This is a genomic window from Kitasatospora saccharophila (assembly GCF_039529925.1).
Taxonomy (GTDB): Bacteria; Actinomycetota; Actinomycetes; order Streptomycetales; family Streptomycetaceae; genus Kitasatospora; species Kitasatospora saccharophila.
On sequence record NZ_BAAANS010000009.1, the window covers coordinates 44,889 to 64,570 of the forward strand.

Here is a 19,682-nt window from a genome sequence, read left to right on the forward strand (position 1 = left end):
GCGCCGCCAGAAGCAGCAACACATCGTCCGCGGCTACTTCCAGGGCGCGCACGTCCGCTACATCACCGAGGTGCCGGAAATTTAGCGTTTCGGATCAATAGGTTCTCAGGCGACAACATCCTCCCACATCGCCAACAGCTCATCCGACATCAAATTCGTATCTGGGTCAGCGGAGATCACATATCGATGGGCGACAGTACTCGGGCGGAGGACGGCGGTCACTCCGAAAGATTCGAGCAGTTCACGGCGGACTACTTCGTCTGTTGCTGCTGCCCATTCGGAAGCTACGGTTCGTCCTGTACGGATCTTGCGCCAGCCTGCGGGGTGGTCCGGTTCGGCATGCAGTTCCTTCAGTTCTTCGGTCATTCGGGCGTATGTCTGGCGGTACCACTGGGCGTCGGCCGGCTCGTCGTACAGGCCGGCCGCGCGGTCGTCGCGCAGTCGCTTGCGGTTGGCCTCCGCTTCCGCGATGCGGTCCTTCTTGCCTGTGCCGGGATCGTAGACGGTCTCGACGAACTCGGCGGCGCCGAACCTGGGAAGGAACCACTGCTCCAGTTCCGCGTCCGCCTTGGCCATGTTGATGGACGGGGAGGGTTTGCAGTCCTCTGCGCCCGGCAGGCCCCGGAACTTCGCCGTACAGGCATAGGACCGGTTCCATACCGCCCCCTTGCTTCCCCGGCTGCCGCTGACGACCAGGGTGTAGCCGCAGTTGCCGCAGGTGATGTTCCCGGACTGCCGGTAGACCCCCTTCGGGGCGCGCTTGACGCTGCGCTTGGGGGCGGTCTTGGCGACCAGGGCGTCGTGCGTGGCGCGGTTCCAAAGCGCGGGCCCGATCTTCACCGGTGTGCCGTCCGGCCCGAGGACCGGCTGGCCCTTGTGCATCAGGTACCCGAGGGCCGCGAGGCTGCACAGGATGCGCTTGAGGCTCTTGTTGCTCCAGGGGGTGCCCAGCGGCTCCTGGCCGTAGTTCACCCGGAGCTGGTCGTTGGGGGAGAGCACTTTTGCGCGAGTGAGGCGGGCTGCCTCGGTGGCCACGGTGATTTTCCCGGTCTGGTCGGCGAGGATGCGGTCCTTCACGTTGCGGATCTCACCCGCGGCGTCCGAACTGCCCAGATCCTCATCCCCGTGGTCCAGGATCGCACCGACGACCTTCGTCGTCGGTGCCAGGCGCTTGTACTTGTAGCCGTAGGAGGGCTTGTTGTGGGGCTCGCCCGCGGCGCGGGCCCGCTTCACCTCCTGCCGATTGCGAGTACGGATCGCCCGGTGCTCCTGCTGCGCCCCGAGGGCCTTGTAGCCCAGTTCCATCTCCTGGTTCGGGTCGTCCAGGTCCCACAGGCCCAGGTGGTCGCCGGTGACCAGTTTGCGGCCGAGTTCGTGGTTCTCCCGGGCGGTGCGCAGGACGTCCTCCGCGTTGCGGCCGATGCGGTCCACCATCGACCCGGCGATGCCGTCGTAAGGCCCCATTTTGCCGAGCAGCCACGGACCGAAGCCGTCGCGCGTACGGGGGTCGGTCGCACCGGATACCTCCCAGTCGTCGGCCCACGCGATGACGTGCCCACCGACGGCATCCACCGCCCGCAGGATCTCGTCCCGCTGCCGCTCCGGGGAGGACGTGACGCCAGTCATCCTGGAGAGGCGACGCACACCCACCAGACACAGGCCGCAGCCGTCGTATGGCGTGACAGGATCCATGTCCCGATGGTCCGAGGAATTGGGCATCCGTGCAGGTCGGGAGGGCAGGAAGAGTGCCATGTGCGTCCGTTCCGGGCGCCACATAATAGCGGGCCCTGGCCGGGATGAACGCCCACATCGAGAACGACCTCCCGCTGGCCGTCCTGGACACCTGCCGCCTCACCGGCCGCACCCCGGACCGGCTGCACGCCGACTACCTGCGCGTCAATGCCCTGCTCGCCCAGGTCGAGGCCCAGGTCCGCGAGTCCCTGCTGCCCGTCCCGGCCGGCGGCCCGCTGCTGCACGTGCTCTCCGTCTGGAGCATCGACCGCGCCCGCGACGCCGCCTGGGCCTCCGTCCTCGCCCTGTGGGAGCTGCGCCGCGTCCCGCCGGCCCGCGCGATGGTCGCCGACGCCCTCTCCGGCTCGGTCGGCATGGTCAGCCGCGCCCTGCTCACCCCGCTCAGTCCGAACTGACGCCCCGCCCCGCCCGGCGCCCCGGACACTCCCGTGCCCGGTGACGGCCCCGTGCCCGCTGACGGTCCCGTGCCCGATGATGGGACCCCCGGCGGCACCGGCACCGGGCGAGCACGGGACGGGACGGCCATGGCGAAGCGCAAGAAGGGCGACGGGCACCGCGGCCCGGAGGTGCGGAACTTCGTGCAGGTGGTCCGGCAGCCGAGCCTCGGCGTGGAACTGTCGACCGGCCGGGCCTGGGTGGGCGTCGACCAGCAGGTGGGCCACGGTTCCGCGGACGCCCTGTTCGCGCTTACGGACGAGCAGTACGCGGCGGCGCTGGCGGGCGAGGGCCTGGGGCCGTTCACCGGCGAGTGCTGGCGCGGCGAGCACGACGACCTGCTGCTGTTCCACCCGGGCGGGGCGTCCTGGTACCCCGAGCACTGGCACCCGGCCCGGGCCCGGATGCTGCCGCCCCGCTTCGAGGGCGAACTCTGGTGGTACGTCGACGCGTTGGACGGACCGGCGGACGGCCCCGGGGCCGCCGTCGCCCGCCTGCTGGCCCCCACCGCCGACGGCCCGGTGTTCCGCCTGACCGGCGAGGACGCCCACCCCCGCCCCGCCGCCCTGATCGGCGGCCTCGGCCCGGGCAGCGACCGCGCGCGGGCCCGGGCGGTCCTGGGCGAGCCGGTCGAGGCGGACGGCGACGGCGGCGACGGCAACGGCAACGGCAATCGCAGCGGCGACAGCGACCTGCACGCCGTCGAGGGCGACCGCGTCCGGCTGGAGTACGCCGACGGCGGCCTGGTCTCGATCGCCCTGGAGCGCCCGGCCCCGCGGCCGCTGCCGGACGGGCCGGTCCGGGCGCTGCTCGCGGTGCTCGGCGAGCCGGAGGGCGGCCCGGCCTTCCGGGAGCTGGTCCGGCTGGCGGGCGGCGCGCACCGGCGCTGGGCGAGCTCGTCCGGCCCCTCCTGGCGGCTGCTCGCGTTCGACGGCGGCGCGGAGGTGCTGACCCGGGACGGCGAGGTGCTGGGCGTCCGGCTGCCCGCGTCCGGCCCGCTGTCCGCGTCCGGCCTGCTGCCCGGCTCCCGCACGGAGGTGCACCGGGCGCTGGGCGCGCCGTCGGCCACCGTCGCGGGCACCGACCTGCACCGCTACGGCGCCCGCGACCTGCTGGTCGGGTACGGCGCCGAGTTCGACTCCGCGCGGCCGGGCGCGGCCCCGGTCAGGGTGACGGCGGTGCCGCGCGGGGTCAGCGTGCCGCGCGACCCGTACCGGTGGCGTTCCGGCGAGTTCACCCTGTTCCTGGACGTGCTGGGCCGCCCGGAGTCGCATCCGCTGGTCGGGTGGGTGCGGGCCCTGCCGGGGGCGCGGCTGGTGCTGCGCCGCGGCCTGGTCACCGCGGTGGTGGTCGGCGAGCACGGCGGCCACCGGGCCGAGCGCCTCGCGGCCTTCGTCGACGGGATGCCCGCCGCCCCCGCCCGCGGGGACGTCCCGTTCGGGCTGCCCCGCGAGCGCGGCGAGCGGGACGACCTGCGGGAGTTCGCACAGGGCTGGATCCACGTGCACTGCGCCGACGGGAGCGCGGTCAGCACCGTCACGGTCGCCCGGCAGCCCCCGCCGGTGCGCTGACCCGGCACCGGGCGGGGGAGGGTCCGCCGTCAGGCCCAGCTGGAGTGCAGCGGCTTGCCCTCGGCGTAGCCCGCCGCGCTCTGGATGCCGACGATCGCCTTGTCGTGGAACTCCTCCAGGCTCGCCGCGCCCGCGTAGGTGCAGGAGGAGCGGACGCCCGCGACGATCGAGTCGATCAGGTCCTCGACGCCGGGGCGGGCCGGGTCGATGAACATCCGGGAGGTGGAGATGCCCTCCTCGAACAGGCCCTTGCGGGCGCGGTCGTAGGCCGACTCGTCGGAGGTGCGGTTGCGCACGGCGCGGGCCGAGGCCATGCCGAAGCTCTCCTTGTACTGGCGGCCGTCGGCGGTGGTCTGCAGGTCGCCGGGCGACTCCAGGGTGCCCGCGAACCAGGAGCCGACCATCACGTTGGAGGCGCCGGCGGCCAGCGCCATCGCCACGTCGCGCGGGTGGCGGACGCCGCCGTCGGCCCAGACGTGCTTGCCGAGGCGGCGGGCCTCGGCGGCGCACTCCAGGACGGCGGAGAACTGCGGGCGGCCGACGCCGGTCATCATCCGGGTGGTGCACATCGCGCCGGGGCCGACGCCGACCTTGAGGATGTCCGCGCCCGCCTCGACCAGGTCGCGCACGCCGTCGGCGGAGACCACGTTGCCCGCGACGATCGGGACCTGCGGGTCGAGGCCGCGCACCGCGCGCAGCGCGCTGATCATCGACTCCTGGTGGCCGTGCGCGGTGTCCACCACCAGCACGTCGGCCCCGGCCTCCAGCAGCGACTTGGCGCGGCCGGCCACGTCGCCGTTGATGCCGACGGTGGCGGCGATCCGCAGGCGGCCGGCCTCGTCGACGGCGGGGGTGTAGAGGGTGGCGCGCAGCGCGTTCTTCCTGGTCAGGATGCCGACCAGGGTGCCGTCGGCGGCGACCACGGGGGCGAGCTTGCGGTGCGCCTCGTTGAGCCGGTCGAAGGCGGTGCGCGGGTCGATGCCCTGGTCGAGCAGCAGCAGGTCGCGCGACATCACCTCGGCCAGGCTGGTGAACCGGTCCACGCCCTGGCAGTCGCTCTCGGTGACCACGCCGACGGGCTTGCCGCCCTCCACCACGACCAGCGCGCCGTGCGCCCGCTTGGGCAGCAGCGACAGCGCGTCGGCGACGGTGTCGCCGGGGCTGAGGGTCAGCGCGGTGTCGTGCACCAGGTGGCGCTGCTTGACCCAGCCGATCACCTCGGAGACGACCTCGATCGGGATGTCCTGCGGGATCGCGACCAGTCCGCCGCGCCGGGCCACCGTCTCGGCCATCCGCCGTCCGGCGATCGCGGTCATGTTCGCCACCACCAGCGGGATGGTGGTGCCCGTCCCGTCGTTGGAGGACAGATCGACACCCTGCCGGGAGCCCACCGCGGAACGGCTGGGGACCATGAAGACGTCGTCGTACGTGAGGTCGTACGCGGGCTTGAGGTCGTTCAGGAAGCGCATGAAGGGGCTCTCTGGCTGGGGAGAAACGTTACGGCGCGACGCGGCCGAGCCGCACACACCCAACGTTCGATTCTCGTTGAATCCCCCGCTCCGAGCCAGCTCACGCCGGAATCCTGAAGATCGACACAACCGGGGCCCCGGGATTCCGGAACCCCCTCGTACGATCCTCCAAGAGCTCCTCGGTACGGGTCCGCACCGGCCGGGCCGGGGCGGGCGGCCCCGCGGCGGCCCGCCTCACGCCCCCAGGTAGCGCAGCACCGCCAGCACCCGCCGGCTGTAGCCGCTCGCCCGCGGCAGGTCGAGCTTGTCGAAGAGCGCGTTGAGGTGCTTCTCGACGGCGCTGAGCGAGAGGTGCAGCCGGGCCGCGACGGCGGCGTTGGTGCAGCCCTCGGCGAGCGCCTCCAGCACCTCGCGCTCGCGCGGGGTGAGCCGGGCCAGCGGGTCGGCGCGCTCGGTGCGGACGACCAGGCGGCGGACCACTTCGGGGTCGATGACGGTGTCGCCCGCGCCGACCCTGGCCAGCGCGTCGAGGAACTCGTCGACCTCCGCGACCCGGTCCTTCAGCAGGTAGCCGACCCGTTCCGCGCCGGCCGCCAACAGCTGTGCGGCGTACCCCCGTTCGAGGTGCTGGGAGAGCACCAGCACGCCCACCCGCGGCCACCGGGCGCGGATCCGGACCGCCGCCCGGATGCCCTCGTCGGTGTGGGTGGGCGGCATCCGGATGTCGGCCACCACCACGTCCGGCGGGTCGGCCTCGACCGCGGCCAGCAGCGCCTCCGCGTCGCCGACGGCGGCGCGGACCTGGTGGCCCTCCTCGGCGAGCAGCCGGACCAGACCCTCCCGCAGCAGGGTGGAGTCCTCGGCGACGATCACGTGCACGGCAGCTCCGCGGTGACGACGGTGGGTCCCCCGTGGGGGCTGTGGACGTGCAGGGTGCCGTCGAGCGCGGCGAGCCGGCCGCGCAGCCCGGCCAGGCCGCCGCCCGCCGGGTCCGCACCGCCGCCGCCGTCGTCGCCGACCCGGACGGTGAGCCGCGCCCCGTCCTGCTCGACCCGGACGTCGACGGCCGCGGCCCCGGAGTGCTTGGCGGCGTTGGTGACGCACTCGCTGACCACGAAGTACGCGGCGGTGCGCACCGCCTCGGGCAGCGGGCCCGGCACCGCGTAGTGGATCCGCAGCGGCAGCGCGGCGCGGGCCGCGATCCCGGCCAGCGCCTCGTCCAGGCCCAGCGCGTCGAGCGCGGAGGGGTGGACCCGCCAGGCGACCTCGCGCAGCTCGGTGAGCAGGTCGCCGGCCTCGCGGTGGGCCTGGCCGAGCAGGTCGGCGGTGCGCCGCGGATCGGTGCCGCGCCCCGCCCGGGCCAGCAGCAGGCGCAGTGCGACGAGGCGCTGCTGGACGCCGTCGTGCAGGTCGCGTTCGATCCGGCGGCGCTCGGCGTCGACGGCGTGCAGGACGGCGGCCCGGCTGTCGGCGAGCTCGGTGACCCGCCGCCGGAGCAGCTCCGTCTCGGACGGGCCGAAGCAGTCCCGGGCCAGCCGGGTCTCCAGGGCGGCCAGCGAGAGCAGGCCCTGCACCGCCAGGAACAGCAGGACGCCGCCGAGCAGCACCTGCCCCGCCAGTTCGGACCAGCCCAGCGACCCCCGGACGGCCCCGGCCGCCAGCAGCCCCGCCAGCAGCGCGCCGCACCCGACCAGGCCGAGCACCACGGCGGTGACCAGTCCCGTCCCGGCCCGCGCCGCCAAGTAGCGCCGCAGCACCCGGGGTTCGGCCCGGTACCGGTCGGGGTGGCGGTCACCGCAGAAGGCGGTGCGGCGGGCCCGTTCGAGCGCCGCGAGCCGATCGGTGACGGCAGCGGCACCGGCGCCGCCACCGCCGGGCAGCAGCGCCAGCGGCAGGTGGAGCAGCAGCAGCGGAGTGACCAGCACCCCGAGCAGCACCCCGGCGCCCCGGCGCACCCGGCCGCCCTCCCCCACGCCCTTCTCCCCCCGCGCGTCCTCCCCCTCGCCCATCTCCCCTTCTTCCTCCCCTGCTCTCCTGCCACCCACCACGCCCCGTGCCGGCGAGCCTATGCGAGGGCCCGGCGGGGCCGCCGGGGCCGGCGGTCGGTGCGGCGCGAGCGGTTCAACCCTCCCGGCGGTGGCGGGCGGAGCGGCCGCGCAGGCGCAGCACCGGCCATCCGGCGAGCGCGGCGACCGCGAGGACCGGCACCGCCTCGGAGAACACCCCGACGCAGTCCTCGACCAGCCCCCAGCGCTCGCCGAGCAGGCGCAGGTACCCGGCGGTGATCAGCACGCCGTTCCAGGCCAGGCTGCCGATCTCGGTGAAGCCGGTGAGCGGCAGGATCACCTCGCTGGGCAGCGGCCGGAGGAGGCTCTCCAGCGCGATGGCCAGGCCCGCGCCGGGGCCGCCGAGGGTGTCGACCAGCCCGGCCGCCCACCCGGCGACCCCACCCCCGGGAGCCTGCTCGACGATCGGGGCGACTGTCTCCAGCAGCACGGTGTGCTCCTCGTGGTGAAGGCCCCGGGCCGGTTGCCCGGGTGCGTCCTCCACGCTAGGAACCGCAGCTCACGGCCGGTACGCGGTTTCCCACCCGACCCGACTGCGGTTTTCCGCACCCCTGCCCGACCTGTCCGAACGGCCCGCCCGAACGCCCCGGACGCGCGCCCCGCCCGAACGCCCCGCCCGAACGCCCCGGACGCACCGCGGCCCGGACGCGCCGCGGCCCCCTGCGGCGCGCGGTGCGCCGAGGGGGCCGAGAAGGCGGTTCCGGTGGTCGGGCCGCTTAGTAGCCGCGCCAGTGGGAGCCGTAGCCGCGGGCGGCGGCCATGTTGTCCATGTTGCCGTAGCGGGCGTCGCAGTAGCGCGAGCTGGCGACCAGGTTGTCGACGGGGTTGCGGATGTCGGTGTGGCCGGGCAGCGCGTACGCCTTGAAGGTCGGCATGATCACCTGGGTCAGGCCGATCGACGGGGTGCCCTTCTTGGCGTTCGAGTCCCAGTTGTTCTGGGCGTTCGGGTTGCCGGAGGACTCGGCGATCGCGGCGGCCCGCATCGCCTTCGCGGACGGGACGTGCTGCCCGTTGGCGGCCAGCACGTCACGGGCCTCCTCGATCCAGCCGTCCAGGTTGTTCGGGTAGGTCTTCTTCGCGGAGGCGGCGGCCTGCTCGTCCTTCGCCTTCTGCTCGGCGGCCTGCTTCTCCTCCTGGGCCTTCTGCTCGGCGGCCTGCTTCTCCTGCTCGGCCTGCTGCTCGGCCGCCTGCTTCTCCTGCTCGGCCTGCTGGTCCTGCTGCTGACCCTGGTCCTGCTGCTGTCCCTGGTCCTGCTGGCCCTGGTCCTGCTGGACGGCCTCGCGGTCCTCGCTGCGGGAGGCGGCCTGGTCGCCGTCGCGGTTGGCGTCCTGGTTGTCCTGGTTGCCGGCGGCGGCGACCACGGCGGCGTCCGCCTTGTTGGCGGCCGGGCTGGCGATCGCCTGGGAGACCGGGAGCAGGGTGCCCACCGCGATGGCGCCGGCCAGGCCGATGCCGAGAACGGCGTCGGGCATGCGGTGGTGGCCCATCCGCACCTGCGGCAGTCGGCCCAGGTTGTGCTTGATGCGTCGCATGTTCGAGTACCTCCGAGAGTCGGTCCAGGTCACGCCGAAGCCCGGGTGGACATGCGGGACTCCCGCTCGGTGCGGGGTTCCTCGGCCCGGGACGGCCGGCCCGGCGGCTCCTGCTCACCGGGGACGCTTGCGCCGCGCTGGTCTCGCGGTCCGCTGCGCCGTGTCAGCCCCGTGAGCACTCGGATCGGCTCGGGGCACAACCACGAGACTGCCGGAGCCCCAACGGCGCGGCAAACGTCCCGATATGCGCCCTCCACAACTCCTTCACATCCCGGATTCCCTTGCGCCGCAAGGGAGTTCACCGCCCAGGACCCCTCGCATTCCGGCCCGGTTATGAAGAAGGTCACAGGGGCGCCCAACGTCCCCCCACCCCGGGGCCCTTGGGCCCGCGGCCAGTGCCGCCAAGGCTTTCGGGGCTCCGGGCGCCCTCCGCGCCGCCGGAGCCGTGTGACCCCGGCCACCGCCCGCCGCTGTGACCCCGCTCTCCCCCCGGCCACGCACCGCAGCCGCCCGACCACCCGAACCGCCCCGCCCGTGACCCGGCTCACGCGCCCCGCGTGACCCGGCTCACGCACCGTCAGCCCGCCCCGGAGGCGGAGCCGGAAGCAGGCTGACGGAAGCGGGTCGGCGGGAACGGGCCGAGAGAAGCGGGCCGGCCGGGCCGGAGCCGGGCACCGGGCACCGGGCACCGGGCCGGGGCGACCACCGGATCGAACCGGGTTCCGGCGACGACCGCCCCGGCCCGCGAAGGTGCGCGCGCCCGCGTCGGGAGCGGCGCCGGTCCGGACCGCCGTCACGACAGGCGCGCCCTTCCCCCTCCGCTCCCGACTCTCGAAACAGGCTGAATAGCGAGTGCTCGTTTTGTTACGTGGAGCTACTCGGGAGTCACCTCCGGCCCGTCCGCGCCCGTCAGCCCGGACTCCCCTGCCCCGACGGCCTCGAAGGGCCCTCCATCCGCGCCCCGACCGCAGCGCCCGCCCCCTCAATAACAAAGTGGTTGATCGCTTTATTATCGAGGCCCCGCCGGACCGGCCGCCGGACGCGGGCTCAGCCGGCCGACCTCCCGACCGACTTCCCGACCGACGCCGCACCCCCAGCCGCGCCCCCGCCCACACCCCCGGTCGCGCCCCCGTCCCCGGCCGCACCCCCCGGCAATCGGTCGCCGCTGAGGTCGATCCGGGCGACCACGGCGGGCACGGCGACGCCGGGCAGCACCATCTGCCACATCCGCACCAGGCGCTCGGTCAGGTCGGCCCGGCGGGTGGCGGCCTCGGAGTAGATCTGGACGCCGGTGCAGCAGGAGACGATGTATTCGGCCAGCTCATGGACGTCCACCCCGGCCTGGAGCTCGCCCCGATCGGCCCCGGTCTGCAGGAAGCCGGCCAGGATCTCGGTCCAGGCGTCGAAGGTGGTGGGGTCGTGGAGTTCGAGCGCGTCCCGCTCGACGCCGAGCCGCACCCCGGCCCGCAGCACCGGATCCGTCCGCAGCTGCCTGGCCCACAGCAGCGTGGTGTCCACCGCCCGCTGGACGCCCTCCGATTCGAGGAGGGGCACCACCGTCTGCTGCTGCGAGGCGGCCACGGCCGTGGCGAGCGCCTCCTTGTTCTTGAAGTGGAAGTACATCGCCCCCGGGGTCAGTCCGGCCCGCTCCAGGATCCTGGCGACGCTGGCACCGGAGTAGCCCAGCTCGTCGAACGCCTCCGCCGCGGCCTTCAGGAGGACGGCACGGGTCTGCACCGCCCGCTCCTGCTTCAGTTCCTCACGCACCATGATCCCTCCGGAATTTTACAGAACGGTCACTACGGTATCGAATCGCGCCACTGTCGACCAGCCTTCTCCTTTACCTTTTCTTGGTTCGATCCGGGGCTGCCCGAAAACCTGGCACCGCCGAAACCGAACGGACGTTCTTCCGCTTCGGCGCCCAGGGGCAGACCGCCGACCGGAGGCCCGGACGCCCCTGATTGACTGCGGCGGGAGGTCAGGGTGGAGGCGTTGGTCGCGGCGTTCGCGCCGATCTGGGTACTGACGGCGGTCGGGTGGCTGGCCGGGCGGACGGGACTGCTGGGGGCGGACGCCGAGGCGGTGCTCGGGCGCTTCGTGTTCCACGTGGCGATGCCGGCCGCGCTGTTCACCGTGGTGGCCCGCACCGACCTGGCCTCGTTCGCCGACACCTGGGTGCTGGCCTTCGTCGCCGGGACGGCCCTCGCCTCGCTGCTGGGCCTGCTCGCCGGACGGCGCCCCGCGCGCACCGGGCAGCCGGGGCGGGGCACCGCCGGACGGACGGTGGCGGTGATGGCGGCGGGCTACGTGAACTCGGGCAACCTCGGCATCCCGGTCGCCGCGCAGGTGCTCGGCGACGCCTCGTACGTCGCGCCGGTGCTGCTGTTCCAGGTGCTGCTGGTCACCCCGGTGGTGCTGGCCGTGCTGGACGCCACCACCGGCGCCGCCCCGCCCTCCCGCGTCGAGCGGCTGCGGCGGCTGGCGCTGCTGCCGCTGCGCAACCCGGTGATCCTGGGCGCGGGCCTGGGCGCGCTGTTCTCGGCGGCCGGCTGGCGGCTGCCCGGCCCGCTGGCGCACTCCGCCGACCTGCTGGGCGCGGCCGCCGTCCCGGCCGCGCTGGTCACCCTCGGCCTGTCGCTGCACACCCCGCCCGGCGCGGTCCCGCAGCGCCCGGAGCGCGGCGAGCTGGCCGTCGCGGTGCTGGTGAAGGCGTTCGGGCAGCCGCTGGCCGCGTTGGCCGTCGGCACCCTGCTGCTGCACCTGTCGGGCCCGCAGTTGCGGGCGGCGGTGCTGCTGTCGGCGCTGCCGACGGCGCAGAACGTGTACGTGTACGCGCGGCTGTACGGGGCGGCCCCGGTGCTGGCCCGCTCGGCGGTGCTGGTCTCCACGGTGCTGTCGATGCTGACGCTGTCGGTCATCGCCTGGTCACTGGGCGGCGGTTGAGCCCGGCGGTCCGGGCCGGGCGGCGGAGTGCGGCAGGTCACAGGCTTCGCCCCGGCGGGGGCCGCTCCCGTAGAGTTCGGCGGTACGGATGGGGCGATCGAGGAAGCATCGGCAGTGACGAACCAGCAGAGCGGGCCGGGCAGCACCCCGGTCGAGGACGACACCGACTACGGCAAGGGCATCGACCCCGAACGCCTGGAGCTGTGCCTGAGCGTGCTCGCCGAGCTGGACGGGATCCACGTCGACCACCCGGACGCGATCCGGGTCCGGCTGGCGGTCGGCGGCCTCTTCCGCACCCTCAAGCAGCGCCGCCGCCAGGAGACCCGGGCCCGCAAGACCGCCAACGACCGGGCGGTGACGGCGAAGACCGCGACGGGCGCGCCGGGCCGGATCGACGACGAGACGGCGGGCGCGTTCGGCCTGAGCACCGAGACCACCACCGAGCTGGCCGGGATCCTGGAGCGCCCGCGCTCCTGCTACACCTGCAAGCAGCGGTACGTCGAGGTGGACGCGTTCTACCACCAGCTGTGCCGCGACTGCGCGGCGCTGAACCGCGCCCGCCGGCACGCCCGGGCCGACCTGACCGGCAAGCGCGCGCTGCTGACCGGCGGCCGCGCCAAGATCGGCATGTACATCGCGCTGTGCCTGCTGCGCGACGGCGCGCACACCACCATCACCACCCGCTTCCCGAACGACGCGATCCGCCGCTTCACCGCGATGCCGGACAGCGCCGACTGGATCCACCGGCTGAAGGTCATCGGCATCGACCTGCGCGACCCGGCCCAGGTGATGGCGCTGGCCGACGAGGTCGCCGCGGACGGCCCGCTGGACATCCTGATCAACAACGCGGCGCAGACCGTGCGCCGCTCCCCCGAGGCGTACCGCGAGCTGGTCTCGGCCGAGAGCGCGCCGCTGCCCGCCGGGGTGCTGCCCTCCTCCACCGTGATCGGCCGGTTCGGCTCGGGCGCGGTGGACGTGCCCGCCCTGCCGGGGCAGAGCCGCGGCGAGCGGCCGTCGGTGAGCGCCGAGGAGGTCACCGCGCTGGCCCTGGTGACGGGTTCGGCCTCGCCGGAGCGGATCGCGGCCGGCACCGCGATCGACGCGGGCGGCCTGGTGCCGGACCTGGCGGACACCAACAGCTGGGTGCAGACCGTCTCCGAGGTCGGCCCGATCGAGCTGCTGGAGGTGCAACTGTGCAACTCCACCGCCCCGTTCATCCTGATCTCGCAGCTGCGCCCGGCGCTGGCCGCGTCCTCCGCGCGCCGCAAGTACGTGGTCAACGTGTCGGCGATGGAGGGCGTCTTCGAGCGCGGCTACAAGGGCTCGGGCCACCCGCACACCAACATGGCCAAGGCCGCGCTGAACATGCTGACCCGCACCAGCGCACAGGAGATGTTCGAGACCGACGGCATCCTGATGACCGCGGTGGACACCGGCTGGATCACCGACGAGCGCCCGCACCCGGAGAAGATGCGCCTGCACGAGGAGGGCTTCCACGCCCCGCTCGACCTGGTGGACGGCGCGGCCCGGGTCTACGACCCGATCGTCCGGGGCGAGTTGGGCGAGGACCTGTACGGTTGCTTCCTGAAGGACTACCAGAAGGGCAAGTGGTGACGGACGCTCAGTCCCCGCTCGGGACGCACCCGCTGCCGCCGCTGGTCGGCGCGGGCGTGATCGTGCCGACCGGGGACGGGCGGGTGCTGATCGGGCGGCGCACCACCGCCGGGGAGCCGCCGACCTGGAGCCTGCCGGGCGGCAAGGTCGACCACCCCGGTGAGTCCTTCGAGGCGGCCGCGGCACGGGAGTTGGCCGAGGAGACCGGCATCGTGCTGCCCGCCCGGGAGATGCGGGTGCTGGCGGTGCTGCTCGACCACGAGCTGGGCCGCACCCGGGTGACGGCGGCGGTGCTGGCCCCGCCGAGCCTGGCCGAGGCCCTGGTGACCGAGCCGCACGCCTGCGCCGGCTGGGAGCGGGTCGCCCTGGACGCCCTCCCCGAGCCGATGTTCTACCCGTCCGCCCAGGTCCTCGCCGCCTGGCTGCCCGACTACCGCGCCCCGGGCGGCACGTGGCACTACCCGGCAGTCCCGCCGTCCTCCTGACCACCCGTCGCCCCTCGGCGGCCCGGCGGTCCCGGAGCAGCGAGCAGCCGCCCGCGTGAACGGGCGGCCGGGCGGCTGCTCGTGCGGGCGGGCGCTACGTCCGCTCCGCCGCCCGGAGTCCGATCCCGGCCGGCGGCCGGGCCCCGGCCCGGCGGGCCAGCAGGACGAAGGTCCGGGCGTACGAGTCGCCCTCGGCGACCCGGGGCCAGTCCAGCGCGGCGAGGGCCGCGGAGGCCGCGGCGTGCGGCTCGCCGTGCACCAGCACCTCGGCGCTCTGCTCGCCCCCGCCGGCGCCGAACGAGACCTGCACGCCGATGAGTTGGTCCCGGCCGAGGTCCCCGCCCAGGGCGGGGGCGAGCGCGGGCAGCACCGGGTTGCGCACCAGCCAGTCCTGCACGTCGTGGAAGCGCTTGCCGGTGCCCCAGCCGACCACGCCGCCGTGGACGGCGTGCCAGCCGGGCAGGCCGTCCGGGTCGGACGGGTCCAGGTGGCCGGCGAACCGGCCGTTGTGGGCGACGAGTTCGATCAGCGCGGCGCCCGCGGTGGACGCCCACACCTCGACGCCCCGGCGCACCGGGTCCTGGTCCCCGCCGTCGGCGCCGCCGCCGTCGAGCACGGTGACCCGGTCCGGGACGGCGGTCTCCGGGCGGTCCCGGTCGACCAGGAACACCAGGTCGACCCGGTGCGGGTCGCCGTCCGGCGGGGCACCCAGCCGCACCGCCAACTCCCCGGGCCCGCGCACCTCTTCGCCCGTCACCCGCCACTGTTCGCCGTGCAGCGCGGACAGTTCGTCCGCCACCGCACCCAACACCGCCTGCGCGGAAGGCCGTTCCGCACTCCTGCCGGGCGCGCCCGGGCCGGTGCCGGACCGGCCGCGCCACCATGATCCCCATGCCATGGCGCACACCGTAACGGCGCGGGGGTTCGCCCACAATGTGCCTGTACGGGGCCCGGACAGGTGGTCGATGACGTCCGCTATGTGTATCGTCGCACTGCGCGATCAGAGACTTACCGCGGGCAGCGACTGGGGGCGGCAATGGCGGTGGAACTACCGGCGGGGCTCAACCACCTCATCGGTCTGCTCGGGGTCCGCTTCCCGGGCGCCAACGAGGACGAACTGAACCAACTGGCCGACCAATTGGAGAAGTTCGCCGGTTCGTTGGACAGCGCCCAGATGACGGCGGACAAGGCGCTCACCCTGCTGCACGAGGTCTACCAGGGCGATTCGGCGGACCGGCTCTCGGAGCTGTGGAGCACCATCACCAAGTACTCCAAGACGATCACCGAGATCTGCCACACGGTGGCCAAGGTGCTGCGCGCCGCGGCCGTGGTGGTCGAGGTGGCCAAGACCCAGTCGATCACCCAGCTCTTCTCCATCCAGGCCCAGTTGGCGGCCGCCTCGTCCACCGGCCCGTGGAGCGCGGCGGCGGTGCTGCGGATGGGCCGCGAGATCATGAACCAGCTGCTGGAGGCGGCGGTCGGCAAGCTCGCGCAGACCATCACCCGGCCGATCGAGGACATGATCGTGAAGGCCGCGGAGAAAATCGCGCCCACCCCGGCCAACAACTCCAACGGCCAGGGCTTCTCCATCGACCTCGCCCAACTCGCCGAGTGCGCCGCCGGGTTGCGCCGGGACGCGGACGACATCGAGACGAACGGCACCAGCTTCAAGCGGATCGTGCAGAGCCTGAAGATGGGGGAATCCGGCGACAAGTTCGGCAAGTTGGTGATCGAGGCGGCCGAGAAGGTGCTGCAGACCATCGCCGAGGACGTCCTGACCCGGATCCTCGCCTCGTTCCGCGACACCGCCGACAAGATGGACAAGATGGCGGGCAACCTCAACGAGAACGAGGAGAGCAACAGCACCGTCCTGAACAGCCTCACCTCCTTCGCGAGCGTCCCGCTCAGCCCGAACGCCACCCCCGGCGGCACGGCCTCCGCGCTGAACAGCCCGCGCCTGGGCGGCGGGGACGCCGGACTCGCCGCGTTCGCCTCGCTGATGCCCAAGCTCGGCCCGCTCGGCTCCGGGGGCGGCGGCGGCCGGAGCAGCGGCACCAGCACCCTCGGTCTCAAGGAACCGTCCCTGCCCGGCAGTTCGCACGCCGCCGGTTCGGGCTCTGGCTCCAGCTCGGGTTCGGGCTCCGGCTCGGGCTCCGGCTCCACGGGCGGCGGAGCCGGCTCCCAGAGCGGCGGAGTGGGCTTCTCCACCCGGCTCGCGGTGCCGGGCAGCGGCTCCGGCAGCGCGAAGAGCAGCACCCGCCTGGAGACCCAGACCTCCGCCGAGGGTCCCGCCAACTCCGGTTCCTCTGGCGGCAGTTCGCCCTCCACCGTGACCAACTCGGCGAACCGCTCGGTGCCGCCCGGCATGATGGGCGCGATGGCGATGGGCCACGGCGGCTACGGCCCGGTCGGCGGTTCCGCCATCCGCGGCGGCCAGCGCCGCAGCGGCAACCGGGTCAGCGCCGAGGACCCGAACGCCGCCGCCCACCCCGACGGCATCATCGCCGACGACCCCGCCACCATGTTCCCCGCCCTCCAACTGGGCCGGGTCTCCCCCGAGCGCAAGCCCACCTCCGAGCACGACGACCGCTACGACGACGACTTCGAGCTCGATCTCGACAGCGTCGAGGACATGGACGGCGTCAACGGCTTCGAGGCCGTCGACTGACCCGGGCCCCTCACCCCGAAGGCTCCCGAAGGCTCCCGAAGACCCCTGACGGCCCCCGACCGGCCGCGACGCCACCTCGCGGCCGTTGACCACCCCGCCTACTCCGGCCCGGGCGGCTCCCACCAACGGCCCCCACTCTGTGAATTGACCGTGAACCGTAAACTTTTCCCGGCGGTGGTATGGACCACGAACGAAACAGGTGGCTAGGGTCGTAGCAGTCCGCGTTCGCGGCCGTGAGAACACCTGCGACGGGACGTGACCGTGGCCGAGACCCTACTGGCCCCCGAGTACGAGGCCGAACGGCTGGACGCCACCGCCGCCTGGGTCACCCGGCACCGGCCGCCCGGCAGCGGCGCGCTGGCCGAACTCGGCGCCGGCGACGGCGCGCTGACCGGACGGCTGCTGCGGGCCGGCTACACCGTGCACGCCGCCGAACCCGACCCGGCCCTGCGGGCCCGGCTGTGGAGCCGACTGCGCGGCCGGGCCCGGCTGCGGCTGAGCGGGGCCGACCTCGCCGCCCCGCCGCCCGTCCGCCGCCGCTTCGGGGCGGTGCTGCTGATCGACACCCTGCACGCCGGCCAGGACCTCGAACTCCTGCACGCCCTCCCCACCGACCTGCTGTTCGTCGCCCTGGCCCCCTCCGCCCTGGACGGACGGCTGCGCCCGTGGCTGTCCGCGCAACAGGGCTGGCTGCTGGTCGAGGAGATCGACCTGGCCGACCCGCTCCCCGCCCAGCGCACCCTCGCCCCGGGCAGCCGCGGCATCCTGCTCCGCCGGGCCGGCTGACCACCCGTCCCCCACCGGCCCCGCCGACCACCCGTCCCCACCGGGCCCGCCGAGCACCCGTCCCCCACCGCGCTCCGCGTCCCGGGCGTCAGGGCAGCCGGGCGATCTGCTCCCCCATCGCCACCCGCCCGGCCTCCAGCGCGGCCCGCAGCAGCCCGGTGTCCCGGGCCAGCCGCCCGACCTTCGGGGCGTCCGGGCCGGGGCGGACGGAGAGCACCGCGGGGCCCTCCGCGGGCGCGTCGAGGTCGTGCCGGCCGAGCAGTTCCTCGTCGGCGAGCAGCCGCCCGGCCCGCCCCAGGTAGGAGTCGCGCAGCGGCCCCGGGTAGCGGCGCAGCACCGTCCGGGCCACCAGCCGGGAGCCGCGCGAGGGCCCGTCCGCCGGGTCCGCCGGGGCGGGGAGCGGGCCGCGCGAGCGCAGCACCAGGACGTGGGTGGCGCCCTGGGCGAGCGCGGTGCGGAACGGGACGGACTCGGCGAGCCCGGCGTCGTAGTAGTGGCTGCCGGCGAGTTCGACGGGCGGCCCGGCGAGCAGCGGCAGGGCGGCGCTGGCGCGCAGGGCGAGGCGCAGCCGGGCGGGGTCGGTGAGCAGCGGGTGGAGGTCGGTGGAGGCGCCGGTGCCGGTGTGGGTGGCGAGCGGGTGCAGGGTGGTGGGGTTGGCGAGGATGGCGTCGAAGTCCATCCGGGCCACGTGCGCGTAGAGGTGCTCGACCAGGTGGTGCAGGTCGACGACGGGGCGGCCGCGCAGCGGGTTGCCGGGGCGGACCATGGCCCGGGCGTACTCGGGGTCGGCCCAGCCGGCCAGCTGTCCGGCGTCGCCGCTGAGCAGCCACGCGCCGGTGAGCGCGCCGGCGGAGGCGCCGTAGACGGCGTCGAACGCGGTGGTGAGCCCGGCCTCGTGGAGGGCGAGCGCCATGCCGCCGGAGATGATGCCGCGCATGCCGCCGCCCTCGACGGCGAGGGCGATCCGCAGGCCGTCGGTGCGCGCGCCGGGGCGGCTGCCGGTGCGCCGCCGTTCGGCGAGGGCGGCCAGGACGCGCTGCCGCGAGCCCCGCGTCCCGAAGTCCTGCTGGTCCACGCCCTGCTCCCGTGCTCGTCCCGCGCTCCGCGTCCGGTGCGCACGGCCGCCGGGGCGGGGCGGTGCGTCCGGAACGCCCAGAAGTGTCGCACACGGACCCGGTGCGCCGTCCGGCCCCGGCCGCGCTGCGCCACCGGTGCGCCCCCGGGCGTGCCGTGCCCAGGCCGCACCTTTCGCCCTGTTATGTGTGGTCGATGCCCCTCATCAACCGCGCGCCCCGGCTGCGCGCCGCCGCCGCCGTCCTCGCCGCCACCGGCGCCGTCGCGGCGGTCGCCCTGCTCCCCTCCGCGCGCCCCGCGTCCGCCGCGCCGGGAGACCTGGCCAGCGCGACGCTGGTGCAGCTCACCAACCAGGACGTCCCCGCGATCGGCCTGTCGGCGTACCACGGCGCGTACGGCACCGCGCGTTCCACCACGGTGCCCGACACCGACGTGGCGGACTTCTCCTCGGACCCGGACGGGATGCTGTCCCGGATCGCCGTCGCCACCAGGACCACGCAGACCGCCACCGACCCGTCCAAGTACTTCGCGCAGGCCCAACTCACCAACCTGGTGGTGTGGTTCAACTCCACCGAGCTCATCCACTACGGCCCGATCGAGGCCGGTTCGGTGGCCTCGCTGGACTCCTACGCCGAGTGCGTCCCGCCGCCGGTCGGCCCGTTCGCGCTGGCCTACAACCACACCGACGGGGACGAGGTGACCGTCCTCGGCCGCCGGGTCCCGGTCGGCACCACCCGGTTGCAGATCACCGGCGCGGACCTCGGCCTGCCGGCCACCATCGGCCCGTCCACGCTGGACGTCACGGTGACCCAGCACGCCGATCCGGCCGTGCAGAGCCGCCAGTACACCGCGGACGCCTGGCTGGACGTCGACATCTCGGGCACCTTCAACAACCCGCAGGGCCAGCAGCTGTACACCGGCCAGGTCACCGACGCCCGCCTCGGCGAGGTCCACGTCACCTGCCCGAACGCCAGCCCCAGCCCCTCGCCCAGCCCGTCCCCCTCGCCCAGCCCGAGCCCGCACCCGACCATGTCCGAGGAACCCGGCCCGAGCCCGACGCCCACGCCCACACCGACGCCGACCCCCACCCCGGTCCCGACGCCCACGCCCACACCCACACCCACACCCACCAGCCCGGCCCCCGTCCCGCTGCCGGACACCGGCGCCGACGGCAACGCCCTCGCCCTGGGCGCCACCGCGCTGGGCCTGTGCGCCCTGGGCGCCGGAGCGCTGCTGCACTCCCGCCGCCGCCGGCACTGACTTCCGCCGTACACCCACGACTTCACC

Annotated in this window: 17 protein-coding genes; 8 read left to right on the forward strand and 9 right to left on the reverse strand. The window is 74.5% G+C overall.

What is annotated here, in order from left to right; translation table 11 throughout:
- Positions 1-105 precede the first annotated feature (105 nt).
- Positions 106-1,692 (reverse strand): recombinase family protein, encoded by a 1,587-nt coding sequence (locus tag ABD345_RS08830; RefSeq protein ID WP_344551378.1) that lies wholly within the window; start codon positions 1,690-1,692, stop codon positions 106-108.
- A 104-nt stretch (positions 1,693-1,796) separates the two neighbouring features.
- Here ABD345_RS08830 and ABD345_RS08835 point away from each other — a divergent pair, with 104 nt between their 5' ends.
- Together ABD345_RS08835 and ABD345_RS08840 are read left to right on the forward strand one after the other, a co-directional pair.
- Complete coding sequence (locus tag ABD345_RS08835; protein ID WP_344551379.1) at positions 1,797-2,147, forward strand: DUF5995 family protein; 351 nt, start codon at positions 1,797-1,799, stop codon at positions 2,145-2,147.
- 129 nt (positions 2,148-2,276) lie between these two features.
- Positions 2,277-3,758 (forward strand): hypothetical protein, encoded by a 1,482-nt coding sequence (locus tag ABD345_RS08840; protein WP_344551380.1) that lies wholly within the window; start codon positions 2,277-2,279, stop codon positions 3,756-3,758.
- Positions 3,759-3,787: 29 nt separating this feature from the next.
- Here the strand turns inward: ABD345_RS08840 and ABD345_RS08845 are convergent, their stop codons facing one another.
- The 6 genes from ABD345_RS08845 to ABD345_RS08870 all read right to left on the reverse strand — a co-directional run bounded on the left by ABD345_RS08845 (position 3,788) and on the right by ABD345_RS08870 (position 10,595).
- Positions 3,788-5,227 carry a GuaB1 family IMP dehydrogenase-related protein gene (locus tag ABD345_RS08845; protein ID WP_344551381.1) on the reverse strand — a complete coding sequence of 480 codons (1,440 nt, stop codon included), beginning with the start codon at positions 5,225-5,227 and terminating at the stop codon, positions 3,788-3,790.
- Positions 5,228-5,461: 234 nt separating this feature from the next.
- A complete protein-coding gene (locus tag ABD345_RS08850; RefSeq protein WP_344551382.1) occupies positions 5,462-6,106 on the reverse strand; it encodes a response regulator in 645 nt (214 codons plus the stop codon).
- Entirely contained in the window at positions 6,097-7,236 is a 1,140-nt protein-coding gene (locus ABD345_RS08855) for a sensor histidine kinase (protein WP_344551383.1), read from the reverse strand. The genes ABD345_RS08850 and ABD345_RS08855 overlap by 10 nt, the downstream gene beginning before the upstream one ends.
- 112 nt (positions 7,237-7,348) lie before the next feature.
- Complete coding sequence (locus tag ABD345_RS08860; RefSeq protein ID WP_380276250.1) at positions 7,349-7,717, reverse strand: hypothetical protein; 369 nt, start codon at positions 7,715-7,717, stop codon at positions 7,349-7,351.
- A gap of 292 nt (positions 7,718-8,009) precedes the next feature.
- Positions 8,010-8,825 carry a transglycosylase SLT domain-containing protein gene (locus tag ABD345_RS08865; RefSeq protein WP_344551385.1) on the reverse strand — a complete coding sequence of 272 codons (816 nt, stop codon included), beginning with the start codon at positions 8,823-8,825 and terminating at the stop codon, positions 8,010-8,012.
- A 1,047-nt stretch (positions 8,826-9,872) separates the two neighbouring features.
- Entirely contained in the window at positions 9,873-10,595 is a 723-nt protein-coding gene (locus ABD345_RS08870) for a ScbR family autoregulator-binding transcription factor (RefSeq protein WP_344551386.1), read from the reverse strand.
- A 213-nt stretch (positions 10,596-10,808) separates the two neighbouring features.
- On the opposite strand from ABD345_RS08870, the gene ABD345_RS08875 reads away from it, so the two are divergent.
- From ABD345_RS08875 to ABD345_RS08885, 3 genes are all read left to right on the forward strand, one after another.
- Entirely contained in the window at positions 10,809-11,768 is a 960-nt protein-coding gene (locus ABD345_RS08875) for an AEC family transporter (RefSeq protein WP_344551387.1), read from the forward strand.
- A 114-nt stretch (positions 11,769-11,882) separates the two neighbouring features.
- On the forward strand, positions 11,883-13,382 hold the full coding sequence (locus ABD345_RS08880) for an SDR family NAD(P)-dependent oxidoreductase (RefSeq protein WP_344551388.1): 1,500 nt from the start codon (positions 11,883-11,885) through the stop codon (positions 13,380-13,382).
- Entirely contained in the window at positions 13,379-13,867 is a 489-nt protein-coding gene (locus tag ABD345_RS08885) for a nucleotide triphosphate diphosphatase NUDT15 (protein WP_344551389.1), read from the forward strand. Before ABD345_RS08880 ends, ABD345_RS08885 begins: the two co-directional genes overlap by 4 nt.
- A gap of 94 nt (positions 13,868-13,961) precedes the next feature.
- Here ABD345_RS08885 and ABD345_RS08890 read toward each other — a convergent pair whose 3' ends face one another.
- Positions 13,962-14,765, reverse strand: a complete 804-nt coding sequence (locus tag ABD345_RS08890) for a DUF6348 family protein (protein WP_344551390.1) — start codon at positions 14,763-14,765, stop codon at positions 13,962-13,964.
- Between the two features lie 138 nt (positions 14,766-14,903).
- Between ABD345_RS08890 and ABD345_RS08895 the strand changes: the two genes are divergently transcribed.
- Both ABD345_RS08895 and ABD345_RS08900 read left to right on the forward strand, forming a co-directional pair.
- Positions 14,904-16,535, forward strand: coding sequence for a WXG100-like domain-containing protein (locus ABD345_RS08895; protein ID WP_344551391.1), 1,632 nt, complete (start codon positions 14,904-14,906; stop codon positions 16,533-16,535).
- A 261-nt stretch (positions 16,536-16,796) separates the two neighbouring features.
- The gene (locus ABD345_RS08900; RefSeq protein ID WP_344551392.1) at positions 16,797-17,321 is read left to right on the forward strand and encodes a class I SAM-dependent methyltransferase; all 525 of its coding nucleotides are present in this window, start codon (positions 16,797-16,799) and stop codon (positions 17,319-17,321) included.
- 88 nt (positions 17,322-17,409) lie between these two features.
- Here ABD345_RS08900 and ABD345_RS08905 read toward each other — a convergent pair whose 3' ends face one another.
- Positions 17,410-18,396 carry a patatin-like phospholipase family protein gene (locus ABD345_RS08905; protein ID WP_344551393.1) on the reverse strand — a complete coding sequence of 329 codons (987 nt, stop codon included), beginning with the start codon at positions 18,394-18,396 and terminating at the stop codon, positions 17,410-17,412.
- A 194-nt stretch (positions 18,397-18,590) separates the two neighbouring features.
- On the opposite strand from ABD345_RS08905, the gene ABD345_RS08910 reads away from it, so the two are divergent.
- On the forward strand, positions 18,591-19,655 hold the full coding sequence (locus ABD345_RS08910) for an LPXTG cell wall anchor domain-containing protein (protein WP_344551394.1): 1,065 nt from the start codon (positions 18,591-18,593) through the stop codon (positions 19,653-19,655).
- Positions 19,656-19,682 lie beyond the last annotated feature (27 nt).